Below are 18,540 nucleotides of genomic sequence, written 5' to 3'. Positions count from 1 at the left end.
ATTGTTGAGGCAATGGGGAGAAAGGCAGACACTGGCGCTGTTCCCGATCACTCCTAAGCTCAGCAAATAGATTAGATGAAAGCTATCAATCAGACTAATAGAGATTTCGCCAGTCTCTCGCCCTCGGTGCAGCGCGCCTCCACCGTGGTGTTCGACTCGCTGGACGCCTTCGTCAACCGCAAGCACCGCCAGCCCGACGGTTTCAGCTACGGCGTCACCGGCACGCCCACCGCGCGTCTGCTGGAAGACCGCATCGCCGCGCTGGAAGGCGGCCGCCACTGCGTCATCACGCCGTCCGGGGCGGCGGCGCTGATGACGGTGGTGATGGGCTTCGTGCGCGGCGGCGACCACCTGCTGCTGTCGGCGGCCTGCTATGGCGCGCTCAAGACTTTCGGCGAGAAATGGCTGGCGCACATGGGCGTGGACGTGGAGCTGTACGACCCGTCCATCGGCGCCGGCATTGAGGCGCTGATCCGCCCGGCCACCCGCATGATCTGCATCGAGGCGCCCGGCACCGTCACCATGGAAATGGCCGACGTGCCCGCCATCGCCGCCGCCGCTCGGCGCCACGGCGTGCTGACCATGATGGACAACACCTGGGCCAGCCCGCTGGGCTTCCAGCCGCTGGCGCACGGCGTCGATTTCAGCGTCGAGGCCGCCACCAAGTTCTTCGGCGGCCATTCCGACGTGCTGATGGGCAGCATCAGCATGAACGACGCCGGCCACTACGCCGTGCTGCGCGAGACCCAGAGCATCCTGGGCCAGCAGGTCAGCCCGGACGATTGCTTCCTGGTGCTGCGCGGCCTGGAGACGCTGGCGCTGCGGCTGCGCGCGCAGAGCGACGCGACGCTGCGCGTGGCCGAGTGGCTGCAAAGCCAGCCGCAGGTCGAGCGCCTGCTGTACCCGCCGCTGCCGTCGGACCCGGGCCACGCCCTGTGGCGGCGCGACTTCCGCACCAACGGCTGCCTGTTCTCGATGGTGCTGGCGCCGGCGCCCGAGGCGGCCTTCAACGGTTTCTTCGATTCGTTGCGCCATTTCGCCATCGGCGCCAGCTGGGGCGGGGTGCACAGCCTGGCGGCCTATTACCCGGCGGGGCTGCAGGCCGGCCGCGCCTTTCCGGCCACCGACCGGCCCATCGTGCGGCTGTCGATCGGCCTGGAGGACGTGGACACGCTCAAGGATGATTTGCGCACCGCGCTGGCGGCGTATCAGGCGCAGCGCTGAGCCCGGCGCCCGGCCCACCCGGACGGCGCTTTGCGCCGAATCCCGTTCAACACACCGGCCGGCCGCGCATGGCCGACCGGCACGAAGCGCCCCGAGGCGCTCACCACATAGCAAGGGGAATTGCCATGTTCAGCTTCAAGCAGACTTACCGTTGTCTCGCCCTGGCCATCGCGGCCTGCGTCCCGGCCGCCGTGCCGGCCCAGGCCGCCGCCCAGTCCGCGGCGCAACCCGAGGCACAAACCGCGACACAAACCGCGACACAAACGCCCGCCGCCGGCGCCTCGCCGGTGGCGGCGGCCGTCACCCAGACCAACAGCCCCACGGTGGACCAGATCCGCGCCCGCGGCTATGTCATCTGCGGCTCCGGCCATGGCACCACCGGCTTCTCGGCGCCCGACAAGGACGGCAACTGGAAGGGCCTGGACGTCGACACCTGCCGCGCCATCGCCATCGCGGTGCTGGGCGACGCCAGCAAGACGCGCTTCGTGCCGCTGACCGGCCAGCAGCGCCTGACGGCCCTGCAGACCGGCCAGATCGACGTATTGCCGCGCACCACCTCGTGGACCCTGCGGCGCGACGCCAACGGCATCAACTTCACCTATCCGAACTACTACGAGTACGACGCCTTCATGGTGCGCAAGGACCTGGGCATCACGCAGACCAAGGACATGAACGGCGCCACCATCTGCGTGCAGACCGGCTCCACCAACGAGGTCACGGTGGCCGACCTGTCGCGCAAGTTCAAGCTGGGCCTGAAAACCGTGCTGTTCGACAACGTCGCGGCTTCGCGCCAGGCGTTCTTCTCGGGCCGCTGCGACGGCCTGATCACCGACGCCTCGGCGCTGGCGGCGGTGCGCGCGACCCAGGCGCAGAACCCCGACGACTACGTGATCTTCCCGGCCAGCGGCCACAGCGAGGCGCTGACGCCGTCGGTGCGCCATGGCGACGACCGCTGGTTCGACATCGTCAAATGGGTCATCCAGGTGCCGATCGCCGCCGAGGACATGGGCATCACCCAGGCCAACGTCGACGACATGCTCAAGTCCGACGATCCGCGCATCGCCCGCTTCCTGGGCACCGAGCCGGGCAACGGCAAGACGCTGGGGCTGGATGAGCGCTGGGCCTACAACATCGTCAAGCAGCTGGGCAACTACGGCGAGATCTTCGAGCGCAACGTCGGCAAGAACAGCCCGATGAAGCTCGAGCGCGGCATGAACCGGCTGTATCGCGACGGCGGCCTGATGTACCCGTACGTCTTCAACTGACCGGCGCGCGAGTCTCATTATGTTCAAGCGACTCTGGTTCGACGGCCGGGCCCGGGCCGTCCTGGCGCAGCTGCTGATCGCCTGCGCCTTCGTCGGCACGGTGGGCTGGCTGGCCTGGAACGCCCACGCCAACCTGACCCAGCGCGGCATCGCCATGGGCTTCGACTACCTCGGCGAGGCGGCCCGTTTTCCCATCGCCGAAAGCCTGCTGGCCTACCAGCCCACCGACAGCTACGGCCGCGCCTTCCTGGTGGGGCTGGTCAACACGCTGTACATCTCGGCGCTGATGATCGCGGCCTCGACGCTGCTGGGCTTCGGCCTGGCGCTGGCGCGCCGCAGCCGCCATCCGCTGGTGACGGGGGTGGCCACGGTCTACCTGGAAGCCGTGCGCAACACGCCGCTGGTGGTGCAACTGCTGTTCTGGTACAGCCTGGTGACGATCAATCTGCCGCCAGCGCGGCAGGCGTTGCAGCCGCTGCCCGGCGTGTTCCTGTCGGTGCGCGGACTGTTCTTTCCCAGCCTGTCGCTGCAGGGCGATACGCAGCCGCTGTGGTGGGCGCTGGGCGGGGCGGCGCTGCTGCTGTGGGGCGCGTGGCGCCTGGCGCGCCGCGCCGTCGCTCCGCGCATGCCATGGCGCGGCCTGGGCCTGCTCGCGGCGGTGGCGCTGGTGGCGGCCGCGGCGGGGTGGGGCGGCGCCTCGCTGCACGCCGACGTGCCGGCGCTGCGCGGCCTGAATTTCGCCGGCGGCAGCGCCTTCACGCCGGAGTTCACTGCCTTGCTGGTGGGGCTGACGATCTATTCGGCGGCGTTCTCCGGCGAGATCATCCGCGGCGGCATCGACGCGGTGCCCGCCGGCCAGTGGGAAGCGGCCCATTCGCTGGGCCTGAAACCCGGCGCCGCGCTGCGCTGGATCGTGGTGCCGCAGGCGCTGCGCGTGATCATCCCGCCGATGACCAGCCAGTACCTGTCCATCATCAAGAACACCACGCTGGCGCTCGCGGTGGGCTACCCGGACCTGTCCTTCGTCATCACCACCACCATCAACCAGACCGGCCAGGCCATCGAGGGCGTGGCGGTGCTGATGGCGGTGTACCTGAGCATCAGCCTGAGCGTGTCGCTGTTCATGAATCTGTACAACCGCCGCATCCTGAGGACGCAACGCGCATGAGCCTGTCCCATCCTTCCTCCCTGCCGCCGCAGGCCCTGCGGCCGCCGCGCGAGCGCCGCGACAGCGTCTGGCACCGCCTGTTCGGCAGCGCCGTCAGCGCGGTCGCCAGCGTGGCCACGCTGGCGCTGGTCCTGGCCGCGGCCGGCAAGCTGCTGAACTGGGCGGTGCTGGACGCCGTCTGGCCGGGCGCCACGGGCGACGTCTGCCGCCAGGCCAGCGGCGCCTGCTGGGCCTTCCTGGGCGAAAAGATGCGCCAGATCCTGTTCGGCATCTATCCCCCGGGCGAGCAATGGCGGCCCACCGTGGTCTGCCTGTTCATCCTGGCGATGACGGTGTTTTCGCTCAGCCCGCGCCAATGGCGCGCGCGCACGGCGGCGCTGTGGATCGTCGGCCTGGCGGCCGGCCTGCTGTTGATGCAGGGCGGCGTGTTCGGCCTGGCGCGGGTGCCCACCTCGTCATGGGGCGGCCTGCCCATCACGCTGCTGCTGGCGGTGTGCGCGCTGGGCGCCGGCCTGCCGCTGGGCGTGCTGCTGGCGCTGGGGCGCCGCGGCAGCTTGCCGACGGCGCGCTTCATCAGCATCGGCGTGATCGAGCTGATCCGCGGCCTGCCGCTGGTCAGCCTGCTGTTCATGGCCTCGATCGTGCTGCCCATCATGCTGCCGGCCGGCATGACCATCGACAGCCTGCTGCGCGCCGGCATCGCGCTGACGGTGTTCTCGGCCGCCTACCTGGCCGAGGTGATCCGCGGCGGCCTGCAGGCGATCCCGCCCGGGCAGGCCGAGGCCTCGCGCGCGCTGGGCCTGTCGTGGTGGCAGATGACGCGGCTGGTGGTGCTGCCGCAAGCGCTGCGCAAGGTGATCGCGCCGCTCACCAACACCGCCATCGTGATGATCAAGAACACCAGCCTGGTGCTGATCGTGGGCCTGTTCGACCTGCTCAGCTCGGGGCGCGCGGCGCTGACCGATCCGGCCTGGCCCACGCCCTACGTCGAGACCTATCTCTTCATCGCATCGATCTATTTCTGCATCTGCTTCGGCCTGTCGCGCTATTCGATGTGGCTGGAGCACCGCTACAAAAAAGGGGAACTCCGATGACCACGCCTTCCGCCGCCACGCCGCCCGCCATCGCCATCGCCGGCATGCACAAGTGGTACGGCGACTTCCATGTGCTGCAGGACATCAACCTGCAGGTCCGCGCAGGCGAGCGCCTGGTGATCTGCGGGCCGTCCGGCTCGGGCAAATCCACCATGATCCGCTGCATCAACCGGCTCGAACGCCACCAGCAGGGCTCCATCGTGGTCAACGGCGTCGAACTGAGCGACGACCTGCGCGCCGTGGACGGCGTGCGCACCGACGCCGGCATGGTGTTCCAGCACTTCAACCTGTTCCCGCACCTGACGGTGCTGGAGAACTGCATCCTGGCGCCGACCCAGGTGCGGCGCATGCCGCGCGCGCAGGCGGTGGAGCTGGCCATGCGCTACCTGGAGCGGGTGCGCATTCCCGACCAGGCCGGCAAGTATCCCGGCCAGTTGTCGGGCGGCCAGCAGCAGCGCGTGGCCATTGCCCGTTCGCTCTGCATGCAGCCGCGCATCATGCTGTTCGACGAGCCGACCTCGGCGCTGGATCCGGAGATGGTCAAGGAAGTGCTGGACACCATGACCTCGCTGGCCGAGGACGGCATGACGATGCTGTGCGTGACGCACGAGATGGGCTTTGCCCGCAACGTCGCCGACCGGGTGGTGTTCATGGACGGCGGACGCATCATCGAGATGGGCGAGCCCGGCGCGTTCTTCGACAACCCCAGGCATGAACGCACCCGGGCGTTCCTGGAGCGCATCCTGCATTGAGGGCAGGGCGGCGCGAAAGATCGGGGCGGGGCGGCGATTTAGCGAGGTTTCAATTTATAATGAAACTCGTTCGTAATTGAAAATCACGCGGCCCGCGAGGCGGCGTACCCGCCATGGCCACTCAGGACCTGGATTACTCCGCCCCGATCGCCGTCGACGCCGTTGCCCGCACGCAGCTGCAACGCTTCTATGTCGACCACCATCCCTGGCTGCTGGGCTGGCTGCGGCGCCGCGTCGGCAACAGCAGCGACGCCGCCGACCTGTCGCACGACACCTTCCTGTGCCTGCTGGGCGAGGGCCGGCGCGACGCCATCCGCGAAGCCCGGCCGTTCCTGGCCACCATCGCCCGCCGCCTGATCGCGCGCCGGCGCCACAAGGCGGCGCTGGAAGCCGCCTACCTCGAAGCGCTGGCCTGCCTGCCGGTCCCGACCGCGCCGTCGCCGGAAAGCGTGGCGCTGGCGGTGGAAACGCTGCAGCAGCTCGACCAGGCGCTGGAAGGCCTGCCGCAAGCGGCGCGCAGCGCTTTCATCATGGCGCACATCGAGGAACTGACCTACGCGCAGATCGCCGAGCGCCTGCGCATCTCGCCCAGCACCGTCAAGAAATACCTGATCCGCGCCAACGCCCACTGCCTGTTCGCGCTGGCGGCGTGAGGGCCGGGCCGGACCGCCGGCGGGCGGCCCGGAGCGTCGTCGTCAAAACTCCGTCGCCACCGACAGCCACAGCGTGCGCGGCATGCCGCTGATCAGGTAGCCGGTCGGATTGGCCTCCCAATAGTGCTTGTCGAGCAGGTTGGTCACGGTCGCGCGCAGCGTCACGTCCTTGCCCGCCACGCGGGTCTTGTAGCGGCCGCCGAAGTCGTAGCGCGTCCAAGCCGGCACGCGCTGGCTGTTGTCGGCGCTGAGATAGGCCTGGCTGGTGTGGATGGCCCGGCCCATCAGGGTCAGCCCCGGCGCGAACGGCGTATCCCATTCCAGCGTCAGGTTGGCCTGCAGCTCGGGCGCGCCGACGGCGTGGCGGCCGTCATTCAAGCCGCCCTGGGTCTTGCGCTGTTTCGCATCCAGCCAGGTGACGCCGCCCAGCAGGCGCACGCCGCGCGCCAGTTCGCCAAAGCCGTTCAGCTCGACGCCCTGGTTGCGCTGCTCGCCATTCAGGCTGTAGACCTTGGACACCGGATCGACGATGCCGCCCGGCACGCGGATCTGGAACAGCGCCAGCGACGCCCCGAAGGCGCCGAAGTCGAGCTTGCTGCCGATCTCGTACTGCTTGGACTTGTAGGGCGCGAACACCTGGTCGGCGTTGGCGGCGTTGGCCGGCGGCGAGGCGCCGGCCGTCAGCGCCTCGATGTAGCTGGCGTACAGCGAGACCTGTTCCGTCGGCCGCACCACCAGCGCGGCCGAGGGCGTCGTGGCGCTCTGGTCGTAGCGGTTGGTGGCGTCGCCGGCCGGCGAGTACGAACGCGTGTTGACGTTCTGGCGGCGCGCGCCCAGGGTCAGTTGCACCAGGCCGTCCTTGACCGACAGGGTATCGGCCACGGCCACGCTTTGCAGGATGCTCAGGCTGGTCCTGGTTTCCGGCGAGTAGGCGATCGGCGCGCCCGGATCGGCCAGGCGCGCGGGGTGATAGATGTTGGTGGCGTAGTCCGCGTAGCGCGTCTGGCCCTGCCAGGTGCGCGATTCCAGCCGGTTGCCGCTCAGCACCAGCTGGTGCGTGACGGGGCCGGTCTCGATGCGACCGCGGATGCCGATCTCGCCCGAAGTGGCCTCGGTCTTGCCTTTCTGGTGGGTCGAGGTGGACAGCGCGTCGCCGTTGTCGCCGACGATGGTGGCGCCCGGCGCCTCGCGCTTGTTGTAGTCGAAGCGGTTGGCCCCGAACGCGCCGAACAGCGAGACCCGGTCGCTCAGGTCGTACTCGGCGCGCACCAGCCCGGTCAGGCTCTGCGCGCTGGACGTGTCGAAGCGCTGCGCCAGGTTGATCTTGGGATCGGGCGCGCCCGGCACCTTGACGCCCGGAGCGACCGTGTAGCCGCGCGCGGCGGCGCGCATCCAGTCGTCCTGGTAGACGATGTCGGCCGACAGCCGCAGCCGGTCGCCGCGATAGTCCAGGCCCAGCGAGCCCGAACCGTTCTGCGTCGACTGGCCGTCGATGCGCGGCTGGCCGCCGCGGAACGCGCCGTTCACGCGCAGGCCGTACTGGTTCTGGTCGCCGAAGCGGCGCCCCAGGTCCAGGTGGCCGCCCCAGCGCGAGTCGGACGCGTATTCCGTGGTGAAGCGCGTCAGCGGCGCGTCGTCGGCGCGCTTGGTCACGATGTTGACGCTGCCGCCCACGCTGCCCCACGGCAGCATGCCGTTGAGGAAGGCGCCGGCGCCGCGCAGCACTTCGATGCGCTCCACCGGGTCGGGGTTGATGCGATAGGCCGGCACCAGGCCATACAGGCCGTTGAGCGCGATCTCGTCGTTGTCGACGCGAAAGCCGCGGATGGTCAGCGCGTCATAGCGGTTGCCGCTGCCGATCGAGGCGCGCACCGACGAATCGCTGGTGGTCAGCACGTCGGCGATGCTGCCGGCCTGCTGGTCCTGGATGGTCTGGGCGGTGTAGCTGGCGATGCTGAAGGGCGTGTCCATGTAGTCGGTGTTGCCCAGCAGGCCGAGGTGCCCGCCGCGCGCCACCTGGCCGCCGGCGTAGGCCTCGGGCAGCTCGTAGACCGAACGGGCGGTGACGGTCACGGGCGCCAGCGCGGTGACGGGCGCGTCGACGGCGGGCGTCAGCACGTAGCCCTGGTTGGCGCGCTGCACGGCCTGCAGGCCGGTGCCGGCCAGCAATGCCTCGAACGCCTGCGCCGGGCGGTAGGCGCCCTTGAGGCCGGCGGTGGTCTTGCCCTGGACCTGGTCGGCCGTGAAGGTCAGCGCGATGCCGGCGGTGCTGGCCAGGCTGCGCAGGGCCGGCGCCAGCGGGCCGGCCGGAATGTCGTAGGACGCCGCCGCCTGCTGTGCCGGCCGGGAAGCCGTGGCGCCCGGCGCCGCGCCCTGGGCTGCCGCCGCGGCGCTGGCGCCCAGCATCAGCGTGGCGATGAATGCGCGGGTCAGCCCGCGCGGAGGGTTCGCTGCCATGTGATCTCTCGAATGAAGTGCTGAAGGAATGAATTGACGTCAGCAGGTAGGAGCAGCGGGCAGCCGGATCGGGCACGCGAAACGGGCGCCGAGATGAAACAGTGTGTATCTTGAAACTCAGCCGGCCCTGGGAACCACCGTGACCCAGTAGCGCGTGACCTGGCGGATGGCCACCGGCAGCGAGTTCGGCAGCAGGGCCAGGATGTGGTCGGTATCGGCGATCGGGAACACGCCCGAAAAGCGCAGGTCCGCCACCGCCGGATCGCAGCGCAGGATGCCGGGCCGAAAGCGCGACAGATTGGCGATGAAGTCGCCCAGGCGTTCGTCGTCGGCGATCAGTTGTCCGCGCGTCCAGGCCAGGGCCTGCGCCGGCAGCGGCTCGGCGCGGGACGGCGCCCATTGCGTCAGGTAGGCCGATTCGCCGGCCGCGACGCGCAGCGCGAGGTCGGGCTGGCGCAGGGGCCGCAGTTCGACCGCGCCTTCCTCGACGCCGACCATGGTCCGGTCCGGATCGAGCCGCACGCTGAAGCGGGTGCCCAGCGGCCGCACCGAGCCCTGCGGCGTCCGGACGCTGAAAGGGCGCGGGTCGCCATGCGCGGTCGCCACGAAAATCTCGCCGGCGCGCAACGCGATGGCGCGTTGCGATGCGTCGAACTCGATATCCAGGGCGGTGCCGGTGCCCAGCAGCAGCCGGGAGCCGTCGTCCAGCGTGACCCAGCGCAATTCACCGGTGGCGGTGCGCAGGTCGGCGACCCAGGCGCGCCCGGTCGGCGTGCGGCTGGCCGCCAGGCCCGCCGCGCCGGCGCCGGCAGCCAGCCACAACGGCGCGAACACCAGTTTGCGGCGCGACGGCTTGCGCAGGCCGGCCAACGCGCGCGCGGCCGGCGCCTGTTCCAGGGCCTGGAAGCGGCCGAGCACCGCCTCGACGTGCAGCCAGGCGCGCTCGTGGTCCGGATGCGCGGCGCGCCATTGCCGCCAGCGCTCGCGTTGCGGGCCGTCCAGCTCGCCGGCCATCGCCTGGGTCAGCCAGGTGGCGGCCGCGGTGGCGACCGACTCGGGAATCGGCTCGCCCTGCGCGCGGGGAATCCGTCCGGGTGCGGCGGCGGAGGCGTCGTCAGCGGCCATGGTGGCGTCCTTGCATGGAATGCGGGTTTGTTTATGAAAATGGAAACCATTATCATGCCTGACTCTATCGATTGCGCGCCATGTCATTGCGTTCGTCCCGCCCATCCGGCTTCCTGGCCTATTACGAAGAACTGCTCGCGGTCTGGACCCGGAAGCTAGGCTGCCGCGACGCCGCGCGCGATCTGGCCCACGACGCGCTGGTCAAGTGCCTGGAAACGGACCCGGCGCAGGTGGCGCAGCCGCGCGCCTATCTGCACCAGGCCGCGCGCAACGCGGCCGTCGACCAGTTCCGCCGCGACGGCGGGCAGGAATGGGTGCCGCTTGATACCATTGCCGACCACGCCAGCCCGCTGGGCGACCCGATGGCCCAGGCGCGCACCGGCCAGCTGGGCCAGGCGCTGGAAGCGGCGCTGGCGGAACTGCCGCTCAAGTGCCGCCAGGTGTTCGTCTGGCAGCGGCTGGAAGGCCTGACGCAGGCCGAGATCGCCGAACGCATGGGATTGAGCAAGAACATGGTCGAGAAATACATGATTCGCACCGCGTTGCATCTGCGCGAGCGGCTGGGGGCTTATGCGCCCAACTGATGCCGCATCGCCCGGGCAGGCCGGCCGCGAGGTCGGCGCCGACGCCATCCGCGCCGAGGCGGCGCGGTGGTTCGCGCGCGCCCATTCCGGCGAGTGGGACGCCGCGCAGGAACAGGCGCGCGCCGACTGGCTGGCGGCCGATCCGCGCCACGCCTATGAGTACCGCCTGCTGGAATCGATCTGGCAGGCCGCGGACGCCGTCGCGCCCGAGCGCCTGCGGGCCCTGGCCGAAGCGCCGGGCCGCGCGTCCCATTCCGGACGGCGAGCCGCGCTGGCCTTGAGCCTGGGCGCCGCGATCCTCGCCGTCGGCGGCTGGGCGCTGTGGCCGCGCGGCGCGGGCTGGACCGAATACCAGACACAGGTTGGCGAACTGCGCAGCGTGGCGCTGCCCGATGGTTCCCGCGCCGAATTGAATAGCAACAGCCATATCCGCGTGCGCTTCGACGACGCCGAGCGGCGCGTGCTGCTGGTGGCGGGCGAGGCGCTGTTCTCGGTCGAGAAGAACGCCGGCCGCCCGTTCGTGGTGGACGCCGGCCTGGGCACCGCGACCGTGACCGGCACGCGCTTCGACGTGCGCCGCGACGCGGAACAGATGCGGGTGCTGGTGGAGTCGGGTTCGGTCAAGGTGGCCGGCGCGCACGACGCGGCGGCCGTGCCGGTCACGGCCGGGCAGGGCGTGCGCATCGGCGCGGCGGGGCAGGCCGACCGGGCCGAGCCCGTCGACGTGGCCGCGACGCTGGCCTGGCGCGGCGGCCAGATCCGCTTCAGCAATACCGACCTGGCCAGCGCGGCGCGGGAAGTGTCGCGTTATCGCCAGCAGCCGATCGTGCTGGGGCCGGGCGTCGAGCATCTGACCGTGACCAGCGTGTTCCAGACCCGCGACACCGACGCCTTCCTGACAGCCTTGCCGCACATTCTGCCGGTGCGGGTGCGCCAGCTGCCCGACGGCCGCAGCGAAATCTCGGCGCGCTGACGCTGTTACAAAATAGTTGGCCCGGACATTCAGGTTTTTTCGCCGTATTGCGTCTTCTTCTTGATTCCGTGGGGCATGGGGCCTACCGAGAACGGATCAGGAGCAGAAGCTGTGGTTCACAAGGAAATGGGACAAGGCGCGCCGGTGGGTGCGCGCCTGACGATGGCCGCGATGGCGGCATTGCTGGCGTTCGGCCCGGGGATGGCCAGCGCCCAGATGACGGCGCCCGTCGTCATCGACATGCCGGCGCAGTCGCTCGACCAGGCGCTCAAGCGGCTGGCCGAGACGCATGGGCTGCAGATCTTCTATGCGCCCCAGACCGTGGCCGGCATGCAGGCGCCGGCGCTGTCCGGATCCATGACGCCGCAACAGGCGCTGGCCGCGCTGCTGCAGGGCAAGCCGCTGCGGCTGCGGCAGGAAGGCTCGGCCACCATCATCGAACCCGAGGCGGCCGGCGCCGCCACCGTGCTGGCGCCGATCGAGGTCAGCGCCTCGCGCACGGCCAGCAACCTGGTGAGCCCGGTGCAGCAGACCATCGTGCTGGAGCGCGACGCCTTGCAGGAACTGCGCACCGGCTCGGACAGCCTGGCCACCGTGCTGGCCAAGACCGTGCCGGGCATGGCCGATTCCAGCCGCACCATGACCGACTACGGCCAGACGCTGCGCGGACGCGGCGTGCTGGTGCTGGTGGACGGCATTCCGCTGAACACCAACCGGGACTCGTCGCGCAACCTCGCCAACGTCGACCCGGCCACCATCGAGCGCGTCGAGGTGCTGCGCGGCAGCAGTTCGATCTATGGCGCCGGCGCCACGGGCGGCATCGTCTCCATCACCACGCGGCCGGCCGGCGGCGAACCGGTGGCAGAGACCACCGTGACCGCCGTCAGCCCGCTGAGCCGGCTGGGCGGCGACGGCCTGGGCGGCCAGCTGCAGCAGCATTTCGCCGGCAGCCAGGGCATGCTGGACTACGCGCTGGACCTGGGCGCGCGCCACAACGGCGCCTCCTATGACGCGCGCGGCCGCCGCATCGCGCCCGAGCCCAGCCAGGGCGACCTGTTCGATTCCAACATCTACAGCCTGGGCGGCAAGCTCGGCCTGCGGCTGGACGACAAGCAGCGCCTGCAGCTGTCGGCCAGCTACTACAACGCCGACCAGCACTCCAACTACACCTCCGATCCCTCGGTCGGCCGGCTGCCGCCCGGCACGGCGCGCGCGTTGCCGATGAGCGGCCTGGACCTGGCGGACCAGAACCAGATCCGCAACACGCTGGTGAACCTGGAATACCAGCACCTGGACCTGCTGGGCAGCAAAGTCACGGCGCAGATGTACTACCGCGACTACTACACGCGCTTCACGCCGTTCGACGCGCGCGCCGTGGTCACGCGCGGCGGCAACGTCGACCAGGTGATGCAGAACAGCAAGGTGTTCGGCAGCCGGCTCACCATCGACACGCCGCTGGGCGAGCAGTCGAAACTGCTGTGGGGCATGGACTTCAACCAGGAACGCAGCGACATGCCGATCGACGTGTTCGACGCCGCCGCCTACGACGCCAGCGGCGGCCGGGTGTTCCGCAAGACCGGCCGCCTGACCTACATGCCCGAGCTGACCTCGCGCAGCACCGGCATCTTTGGCCAGCTGGAGCACCGCTTCAACGAGCAATGGTCGGTGCAGGGCGGGGCGCGCTACGAGTACGCCACGGCCCGCTTCGGCGACTTCGTGCCGCTGTCGCAGTCGCGGGTGGCGTCGCCGGCCTCGGTGCAGGGCGGCTCGGTCAGCTACGACGCCTTCCTGTTCAATGCCGGCCTGACCTACGCGCCGGTCCGCGGCCAGGAGCTGTACGCCAACTTCAGCCAGGGCTTCCAGCTGCCGGACATCGGCGTGCAGATGCGCAACGCGCGGCCGGGCTTCGACATCGGCTCGTCCGACCTGCAGCCGGTCAAGACCAACAACTACGAGCTGGGCTGGCGCGGCGGGGTGGGCAACACGACCGCGTCGCTGGCGCTGTTCTACACCACCTCCAAGCTGGGCGATGTGCAGAGCTTCAATAACGGCCTGATCCTGACGCGCACCGAAGAGCGCATCCACGGCATCGAGGCGACGGTGGACTACCTGACCGACGACGAGAAGTGGGGCACGGGCGGCACGTTCACCTGGATGAAGGGGCGCGAGCGGCCCGACAACGGCCAATGGCGCGACATGACCGGCTACCGCATCCCGCCGCTCAAGCTCACCGCGTACCTGCAGTACCGGCCGAACGAGCGCTGGAACAACCGCATCCAGGCCAACTACTTCGGCGGCAAGGACTACCGGCTGGACGGCGTCGAAAGCTTCGGCCGCCGCGACGTGGGCAGCTACTTCACGGTGGACCTGATGAGCCGCTACCAGGTCACGCCGAAGGACACGCTGATCGTCGGCGTCGAGAACCTGTTCAACCGCGACTATTACCCGCTCTACAGCCAGCTGATGCGCACCAGCACCAATACCAGCCGCCTGCCGGCCCCGGGCACGGTGCTGACCCTGACCTACCAGCATCGCTGGTAGGCCGGACGAGCCCGGGCGCGGCGTTCAGCGCCAGGGCTGCCAGTCCACCCCCAGGTTCTCGCACAGCCAGGCGCAAAAGCCCGCGGCCAGCGCGTTGCGGCTGTCGCGGTGCACCAGCCAGCGCCAGGTCGGGCCGCGCACGGTCTGCGGCGTCATCGGCGCGAGCAGGCCGTCCTCGCACGCGCGCCGCGCCAGCAGCGCCGCCACCAGGGCGATGCCCAGGCCCTGGCTGGCGGCGTCCAGCAACTGCCCCGGATCCGAGAAGTTCAGGCCGCTGTCGCGCTGGCCGACGTCGGCGCCGCCCTGCATGCGCCAATAGCTCCAGTCCATCTCGCGTTCGCCGTGCAGGGTCACCCGCTGCGCCGGATCGGCCGCCAGCAGGCGCGGATGGCAGGCGGCGTACAGCCGGTCCTCGCACAGCACGCGGAAATCGCAGTCGGCCTGCGGGCCGATATCGTCGCGCAAGGCGATGTCGATGGTCTGCGTCGCCATGTCCGGCGCCTCATCGCTGGTGTAGAGCCACAGATCGACCTCGGGATGGCGCTCATGGAACGCCTGCAGGCGCGGCACCAGCCAATGGCGCGCGAACGCCGGGCTGGTGTTGACGATCAGCTGGTTCGGCTTGCGGTACTGGTCCAGGCGGCGGATGCCCGTCGCCAGTTGCAGCAGCATCGCCTGGGTGGTGCCGAGCAGGTCGGCGCCGGCGTCGGTCAGCGTCACGCTGCGCCCCTGGCGCAGGAACAGCGGCTGCTCCAGATAGGTTTCCAGGCTGCGGATCTGCTGGCTGATGGCCGACTGGGTCAGGTGCAGCTCGTCGGCGGCCTTGTGGAAACTGCCCAGCCGCGCCGCCGCCTCGAAGCCGCGCAACACATTCAACGGGGGCCATTGTTTAAGCATATTGATAAGTAAATCTAATCAGATGTCCGCTAAATATATCGCTTGTTGGCGGTGTCCGGCGCGCTCTACGATGCATTCATGGGTCGCAGGCCCGATTTTCCCCTCGTTTTCGCACTGATTGGATTTGCTTATGTTTACCCGCCGCCTTTTCGTCAAACAGCTTTCCGCGCTCGCCGCGGGCCAGGCGCTTGCCGCCGCCGGCTTCGGGCTGGCCGCGGGCCCCGCGCGGGCGGGCGCCGGCGGACAGCGGCGCATGCCCGACGAAGCCGATCGGCAGGCCCGGGCCTTCATCGCCTTCGGCGCGCAGCCGGCGATCTGGAAGGACTTCACGCCCGATGTGCAGGCCGCGCAGGGACGCATCGCGCGCGCCATCGCGCGCTACCAGCCCGTCACCGTGTTCTGCCGCGAGGCCGAGACGGCGCTGGCCCGGCGCCACTGCGGCGACGCCAACGTCACCTATCTGGCGGCCGAGCTCGACGACATCTGGATGCGCGACATCGGCGCCAACTTCCTGGTGAACGGACAGGGTGGCCTGACCGCGATGGACTTCAACTTCAACGGCTGGGGCGACAAGCAGCGGCACGCGGCCGACGCCTTGCTGGCCGGGCGGGCGGCCAGGGAGACGGGCGCGCGCCACGTGCGCAGCGAGCTGGTGGGCGAGGGCGGCGGCATCGAGGTGGACGGCCGCGGCACCGGCATCATGACCGAAAGCTGCTGGGTCAACGACAACCGCAATCCGGGCTGGAGCCGCGCCGAGGTCGAGGAGGAACTCAAGTTCTGCCTGGGGCTGCGCAAGATCATCTGGCTGCCGGGCATCAAGGGCAAGGACATCACCGACGCCCACGTCGACTTCTACGCCCGCTTCGCGCGGCCCGGCGTGGTGGTCGCCAACCTGGAGGAGGATCCGGACTCGCACGACTACGACGTGACCCGCGCGCACCTGGAGATCCTGCGGTCCGCCACCGGCGCCGACGGCAACCGGCTGCGGCTGCACACGCTGTCGCCGCCGCGCCGTCCCCGGGCCAGCGTCTACCAGGAAGACAACGACGATTTCGCCGCCGGCTACATCAACTACTTCGTCATCAACGGCGCCGTGATCGCGCCCGAGTTCGGCGATGCCCGCGCCGATGGCAAGGCGCGTGACCTGCTGCGCGCCTTGTATCCCGGCCGCGACGTGGTGCAGCTGGACATCGACGCGATCGCCTCGGGCGGCGGCGGGATCCACTGCGTGACGCATCAGTTGCCGGCGGTCTGAAACGCCTTCGCCACCGCGCGCGGAAAACCGATATTGATATACGTATTCCATCGTTGGCGCGCCACGGATGCTTGCCCAGAATGGGTGGCAATCAAGTCGTGGTCGAAGGATGTGTTTGATGCCAGCGGTAAGGAAAGTCGTCGTGCTCGGTGCCGGCGTATTGGGGTTGAGTGTCGCGGCCGAGCTGGCCGAGCGTGGGGCGCGGGTGGTGGTGGCCGCGCCGCCGCTGGATCACCGGACCGCGTCGCTGCGGTCGTATTCGTGGCTCAACGCGTTCGGCGCGGCGCCGGAGAGCTACCGGCGCCTGCGGCTGCTGTCGCTGGACCGCTACCGCACCCTGGCCGGGCCCGGTGCGCCATGGCTGCGCTTTGACGGTTCGCTGACCTGGCGCGACGCCGACAAGCGGGAGCTGCTGCAGGCGCGCGCCGAGGCGCTGAGCCAGTCGGGCTATGGCAATACCTGGGTCGATGCCGATGCGGCGGCGCGGCTCGAACCCGCGCTGGACAGGGCCGCGCTCGACGGCCATGCGCTGGTGCACACGCCGGGCGAAGGCTGGGTCGACCTGCCCGAATACCTCCATGTCCTGCGCCGGCGCATCGCCGCGCGCGACGGCCAGTTCGTGACCCTGACGCAGCCGCCGCTGCTGCGCGTGGCCGGCGGCAAGATCACGGGCGTGCAGGTCGATGGCCGCACCTCGCTGGACGCCGACAGCGCGGTGCTGGCCGCCGGCGCGGGCACGCCCGCCTTGCTGCGGCAGGTGGGCATCGAGCTGCCGGTGCAGACCAATACCGCCTTGCTGGTGACGGCGCGGGCCAGCGTGGCGGTCCCCAAAGCCGTGCTGCGCGCGCCGGACATCGCGATCCGGCCGCGCGCCGATGGCCTGCTGGCGCTGCATGCCGATTGGGCCGACACCCGCGTCGCCGGCGACGACGAGCGCGGCTGGTCGGTCACGCCGGACGTGATCGACGCCGTCACCGCGGCGGCCGCGCGCTGGCTGGCAGGCCGTCCCGCCTTCACCGAGGTCCAGGCCGGCATCGGCCTGCGTCCCATCCCCGGCGACCAGCGGGCGGTGGCGGGCGAGGTCGCCGACATCGGCGGCCTGTCGGTGGCGTTCAGCCACAGCGCGGCCACGCTCGCGCCCATTCTTTCCGAACTGCTGGCCGCCGAGATCATCGACGGCACGCCGTCGCCGCTGCTGGCCGACTTCCGGCCGGCGCGCTTCGCGGCCTGACGCGTCCCATTTCTCCGTACCTGTTCCTGGATCATCATGAGTGAAGTCTCGAGCGATTATGTCATCGTGGGCGCCGGCATTTTCGGCGCCTCGCTGGCCTGGACGCTGGCGCGCGCCGGCCATTCCGTCACCCTGCTGGAGCGCCATGCCGTCGCCAGCGGCGCCTCCGGCGGCCCCGGCCACCGCGGGGTGCGCGCCAACAACCGCGACCTGCGCGAACTGCCCCTGGCCGTGCGGGCGCTGCAAATATGGCCCACGCTGACCCGCGAACTCGGCGCCGACAGCGGCTTCGAGCCGCTGGGCGGCCTGAGCCTGGGCGAACTGGAGCGCGTGGGCGGCACGCACGGCCGCGTGACCCTGGAAGCGCGCGCCGCGGTGCAGAACGCCTTCGGCGCCCGCACCGAGATCCTGGACGCCGCCGGCGTGCGCGAGAAGCTGCCCAACGTCTCCGACAAGGTCATCTACGCGCTCTATAGCCCCAACGATGGCATCGCCGACCATACGGTCGCCACGCGCGCCTTCGCCTCGGCGGCCGTGACGCATGGCGCCACGCTGATCGAGGGCGCCGACGTGCGCCAGGTGCGCGCCGCAGGCGCGCGGCCCGCATCGGTGCGGCTGGCGGACGGGCGCGAATTCGCCGCCAGGCGCGCGGTGGTGCTGGCCGCCAACACGCAGGTGCCGAAGCTGCTGGCGGACGCCTTCGGGCTGCGGCTGCCGATCTGGTCGTTCAACCCGCAGGTGGCGCAACTGCGCGTGTCGCGCGAACTGAAGCTGGACTACCTGATCAACCACAGCAACCGCACCCTCTCCATCAAGCGCGCCGACGCCGACCACATCACCGTGACCGGCGGCGCCGTGGGCCGCTGGGACGATGCGACCGAGATCGGCAACACCGACCTGTCGACCCTCAGCGCCAGCCTGACGGCGTTGACGGCGACTTTTCCCATCACCGCGACCGACACCGTCGTGACCCGGCTGGACGCCAGCCGCGCGGACTCCAGCTCGGTCGACCAGATCCCGATCATCGACCAGGTGGCGGGCCAGGAGGGCGTGTACTACGCCACCGGCTGGAGCGGCCACGGATTCGCCATCGCGCCCGCCGTGTCCGAAGCGGTGGCCGCCTGGCTCGCCAGCGGCAAGCGGCCCGCGGTCCTGGATCCGTTCGGCGCCGCGCGCTTCCGCCTGTAGGCGGTTCGCGGTTTCCTCCGACTCTCCCTGCAAGGTTCATCGTGTTCGCTACCTCCTTCATTCCGACCGCCGCGCCGCGCCGCCCGTCGCCGGTGGCCGCCATTGCGCTGGCGCTGGCCGGCCTGCTGGCCAG

The 18,540-nt window shown here is 70.2% G+C and carries 15 protein-coding genes; 12 read left to right on the top strand and 3 right to left on the bottom strand.

Annotated features, from left to right (window positions below; all coding sequences use genetic code 11):
- Positions 1 to 75 precede the first annotated feature (75 nt).
- From metC to H0523_RS23750, 6 genes are all read left to right on the top strand, one after another.
- Positions 76 to 1,224, top strand: a complete 1,149-nt coding sequence (metC, locus tag H0523_RS23775; protein ID WP_054430467.1) for a cystathionine beta-lyase — start codon at positions 76 to 78, stop codon at positions 1,222 to 1,224.
- 125 nt (positions 1,225 to 1,349) lie between these two features.
- Positions 1,350 to 2,489 carry an amino acid ABC transporter substrate-binding protein gene (locus tag H0523_RS23770; protein WP_082412389.1) on the top strand — a complete coding sequence of 380 codons (1,140 nt, stop codon included), beginning with the start codon at positions 1,350 to 1,352 and terminating at the stop codon, positions 2,487 to 2,489.
- Between the two features lie 19 nt (positions 2,490 to 2,508).
- A complete protein-coding gene (locus H0523_RS23765; protein WP_054430465.1) occupies positions 2,509 to 3,657 on the top strand; it encodes an amino acid ABC transporter permease in 1,149 nt (382 codons plus the stop codon).
- Entirely contained in the window at positions 3,654 to 4,751 is a 1,098-nt protein-coding gene (locus tag H0523_RS23760) for an amino acid ABC transporter permease (RefSeq protein WP_054430464.1), read from the top strand. The genes H0523_RS23765 and H0523_RS23760 overlap by 4 nt, the downstream gene beginning before the upstream one ends.
- Positions 4,748 to 5,503 (top strand): amino acid ABC transporter ATP-binding protein, encoded by a 756-nt coding sequence (locus H0523_RS23755; RefSeq protein WP_054430463.1) that lies wholly within the window; start codon positions 4,748 to 4,750, stop codon positions 5,501 to 5,503. Before H0523_RS23760 ends, H0523_RS23755 begins: the two co-directional genes overlap by 4 nt.
- A 113-nt stretch (positions 5,504 to 5,616) precedes the next feature.
- The gene (locus H0523_RS23750; protein WP_054430462.1) at positions 5,617 to 6,156 is read left to right on the top strand and encodes a sigma-70 family RNA polymerase sigma factor; all 540 of its coding nucleotides are present in this window, start codon (positions 5,617 to 5,619) and stop codon (positions 6,154 to 6,156) included.
- A 42-nt stretch (positions 6,157 to 6,198) separates the two neighbouring features.
- Here H0523_RS23750 and H0523_RS23745 read toward each other — a convergent pair whose 3' ends face one another.
- Positions 6,199 to 8,613: a TonB-dependent receptor gene (locus tag H0523_RS23745; RefSeq protein WP_231689835.1), complete on the bottom strand. Its 2,415-nt coding sequence runs from the start codon at positions 8,611 to 8,613 to the stop codon at positions 6,199 to 6,201.
- 117 nt (positions 8,614 to 8,730) lie between these two features.
- Positions 8,731 to 9,738, bottom strand: coding sequence for a FecR domain-containing protein (locus tag H0523_RS23740; RefSeq protein WP_054430461.1), 1,008 nt, complete (start codon positions 9,736 to 9,738; stop codon positions 8,731 to 8,733).
- A gap of 80 nt (positions 9,739 to 9,818) precedes the next feature.
- Here H0523_RS23740 and H0523_RS23735 point away from each other — a divergent pair, with 80 nt between their 5' ends.
- The 3 genes from H0523_RS23735 (at position 9,819) to H0523_RS23725 (ending at position 13,836) form a co-directional block, all read left to right on the top strand.
- Positions 9,819 to 10,322, top strand: coding sequence for a sigma-70 family RNA polymerase sigma factor (locus H0523_RS23735; protein WP_054430671.1), 504 nt, complete (start codon positions 9,819 to 9,821; stop codon positions 10,320 to 10,322).
- Positions 10,309 to 11,295: a FecR family protein gene (locus H0523_RS23730; protein WP_054430460.1), complete on the top strand. Its 987-nt coding sequence runs from the start codon at positions 10,309 to 10,311 to the stop codon at positions 11,293 to 11,295. Before H0523_RS23735 ends, H0523_RS23730 begins: the two co-directional genes overlap by 14 nt.
- A 162-nt stretch (positions 11,296 to 11,457) precedes the next feature.
- Complete coding sequence (locus H0523_RS23725; RefSeq protein ID WP_369817056.1) at positions 11,458 to 13,836, top strand: TonB-dependent receptor; 2,379 nt, start codon at positions 11,458 to 11,460, stop codon at positions 13,834 to 13,836.
- A 24-nt stretch (positions 13,837 to 13,860) separates the two neighbouring features.
- Here the strand turns inward: H0523_RS23725 and H0523_RS23720 are convergent, their stop codons facing one another.
- Positions 13,861 to 14,706, bottom strand: coding sequence for a LysR substrate-binding domain-containing protein (locus H0523_RS23720; protein WP_241076094.1), 846 nt, complete (start codon positions 14,704 to 14,706; stop codon positions 13,861 to 13,863).
- 157 nt (positions 14,707 to 14,863) lie between these two features.
- On the opposite strand from H0523_RS23720, the gene H0523_RS23715 reads away from it, so the two are divergent.
- The 3 genes from H0523_RS23715 (at position 14,864) to H0523_RS23705 (ending at position 18,407) form a co-directional block, all read left to right on the top strand.
- On the top strand, positions 14,864 to 15,988 hold the full coding sequence (locus H0523_RS23715; protein ID WP_054430458.1) for an agmatine deiminase family protein: 1,125 nt from the start codon (positions 14,864 to 14,866) through the stop codon (positions 15,986 to 15,988).
- A gap of 142 nt (positions 15,989 to 16,130) precedes the next feature.
- Positions 16,131 to 17,219: an NAD(P)/FAD-dependent oxidoreductase gene (locus H0523_RS23710; RefSeq protein ID WP_180180164.1), complete on the top strand. Its 1,089-nt coding sequence runs from the start codon at positions 16,131 to 16,133 to the stop codon at positions 17,217 to 17,219.
- 36 nt (positions 17,220 to 17,255) lie between these two features.
- Positions 17,256 to 18,407, top strand: a complete 1,152-nt coding sequence (locus H0523_RS23705) for an NAD(P)/FAD-dependent oxidoreductase (protein WP_054430456.1) — start codon at positions 17,256 to 17,258, stop codon at positions 18,405 to 18,407.
- Positions 18,408 to 18,540 lie beyond the last annotated feature (133 nt).

Source organism: Achromobacter insuavis (assembly GCF_902859645.1).
GTDB lineage: Bacteria > Pseudomonadota > Gammaproteobacteria > Burkholderiales > Burkholderiaceae_B > Achromobacter > Achromobacter insuavis.
The sequence above is the reverse complement of the archived record's forward strand: the minus strand, read 5'-3'. Positions and strand labels throughout refer to the sequence as shown.

Excerpts from the sequence above, each read along its gene's own strand:
- H0523_RS23765 (WP_054430465.1), top strand. The coding sequence starts at position 2,509 with ATGTTCAAGCGACTCTGGTTCGACGGCCGGGCCCGGGCCGTCCTGGCG.
- H0523_RS23725 (WP_369817056.1), top strand. The coding sequence starts at position 11,458 with ATGGCCGCGATGGCGGCATTGCTGGCGTTCGGCCCGGGGATGGCCAGC.
- metC (WP_054430467.1), top strand. The coding sequence starts at position 76 with ATGAAAGCTATCAATCAGACTAATAGAGATTTCGCCAGTCTCTCGCCC.
- H0523_RS23735 (WP_054430671.1), top strand. The coding sequence starts at position 9,819 with ATGTCATTGCGTTCGTCCCGCCCATCCGGCTTCCTGGCCTATTACGAA.
- H0523_RS23750 (WP_054430462.1), top strand. The coding sequence starts at position 5,617 with ATGGCCACTCAGGACCTGGATTACTCCGCCCCGATCGCCGTCGACGCC.
- H0523_RS23760 (WP_054430464.1), top strand. The coding sequence starts at position 3,654 with ATGAGCCTGTCCCATCCTTCCTCCCTGCCGCCGCAGGCCCTGCGGCCG.
- H0523_RS23715 (WP_054430458.1), top strand. The coding sequence starts at position 14,864 with ATGTTTACCCGCCGCCTTTTCGTCAAACAGCTTTCCGCGCTCGCCGCG.
- H0523_RS23705 (WP_054430456.1), top strand. The coding sequence starts at position 17,256 with ATGAGTGAAGTCTCGAGCGATTATGTCATCGTGGGCGCCGGCATTTTC.
- H0523_RS23730 (WP_054430460.1), top strand. The coding sequence starts at position 10,309 with ATGCGCCCAACTGATGCCGCATCGCCCGGGCAGGCCGGCCGCGAGGTC.
- H0523_RS23755 (WP_054430463.1), top strand. The coding sequence starts at position 4,748 with ATGACCACGCCTTCCGCCGCCACGCCGCCCGCCATCGCCATCGCCGGC.
- H0523_RS23745 (WP_231689835.1), bottom strand. The coding sequence starts at position 8,613 with ATGGCAGCGAACCCTCCGCGCGGGCTGACCCGCGCATTCATCGCCACG.
- H0523_RS23740 (WP_054430461.1), bottom strand. The coding sequence starts at position 9,738 with ATGGCCGCTGACGACGCCTCCGCCGCCGCACCCGGACGGATTCCCCGC.
- H0523_RS23770 (WP_082412389.1), top strand. The coding sequence starts at position 1,350 with ATGTTCAGCTTCAAGCAGACTTACCGTTGTCTCGCCCTGGCCATCGCG.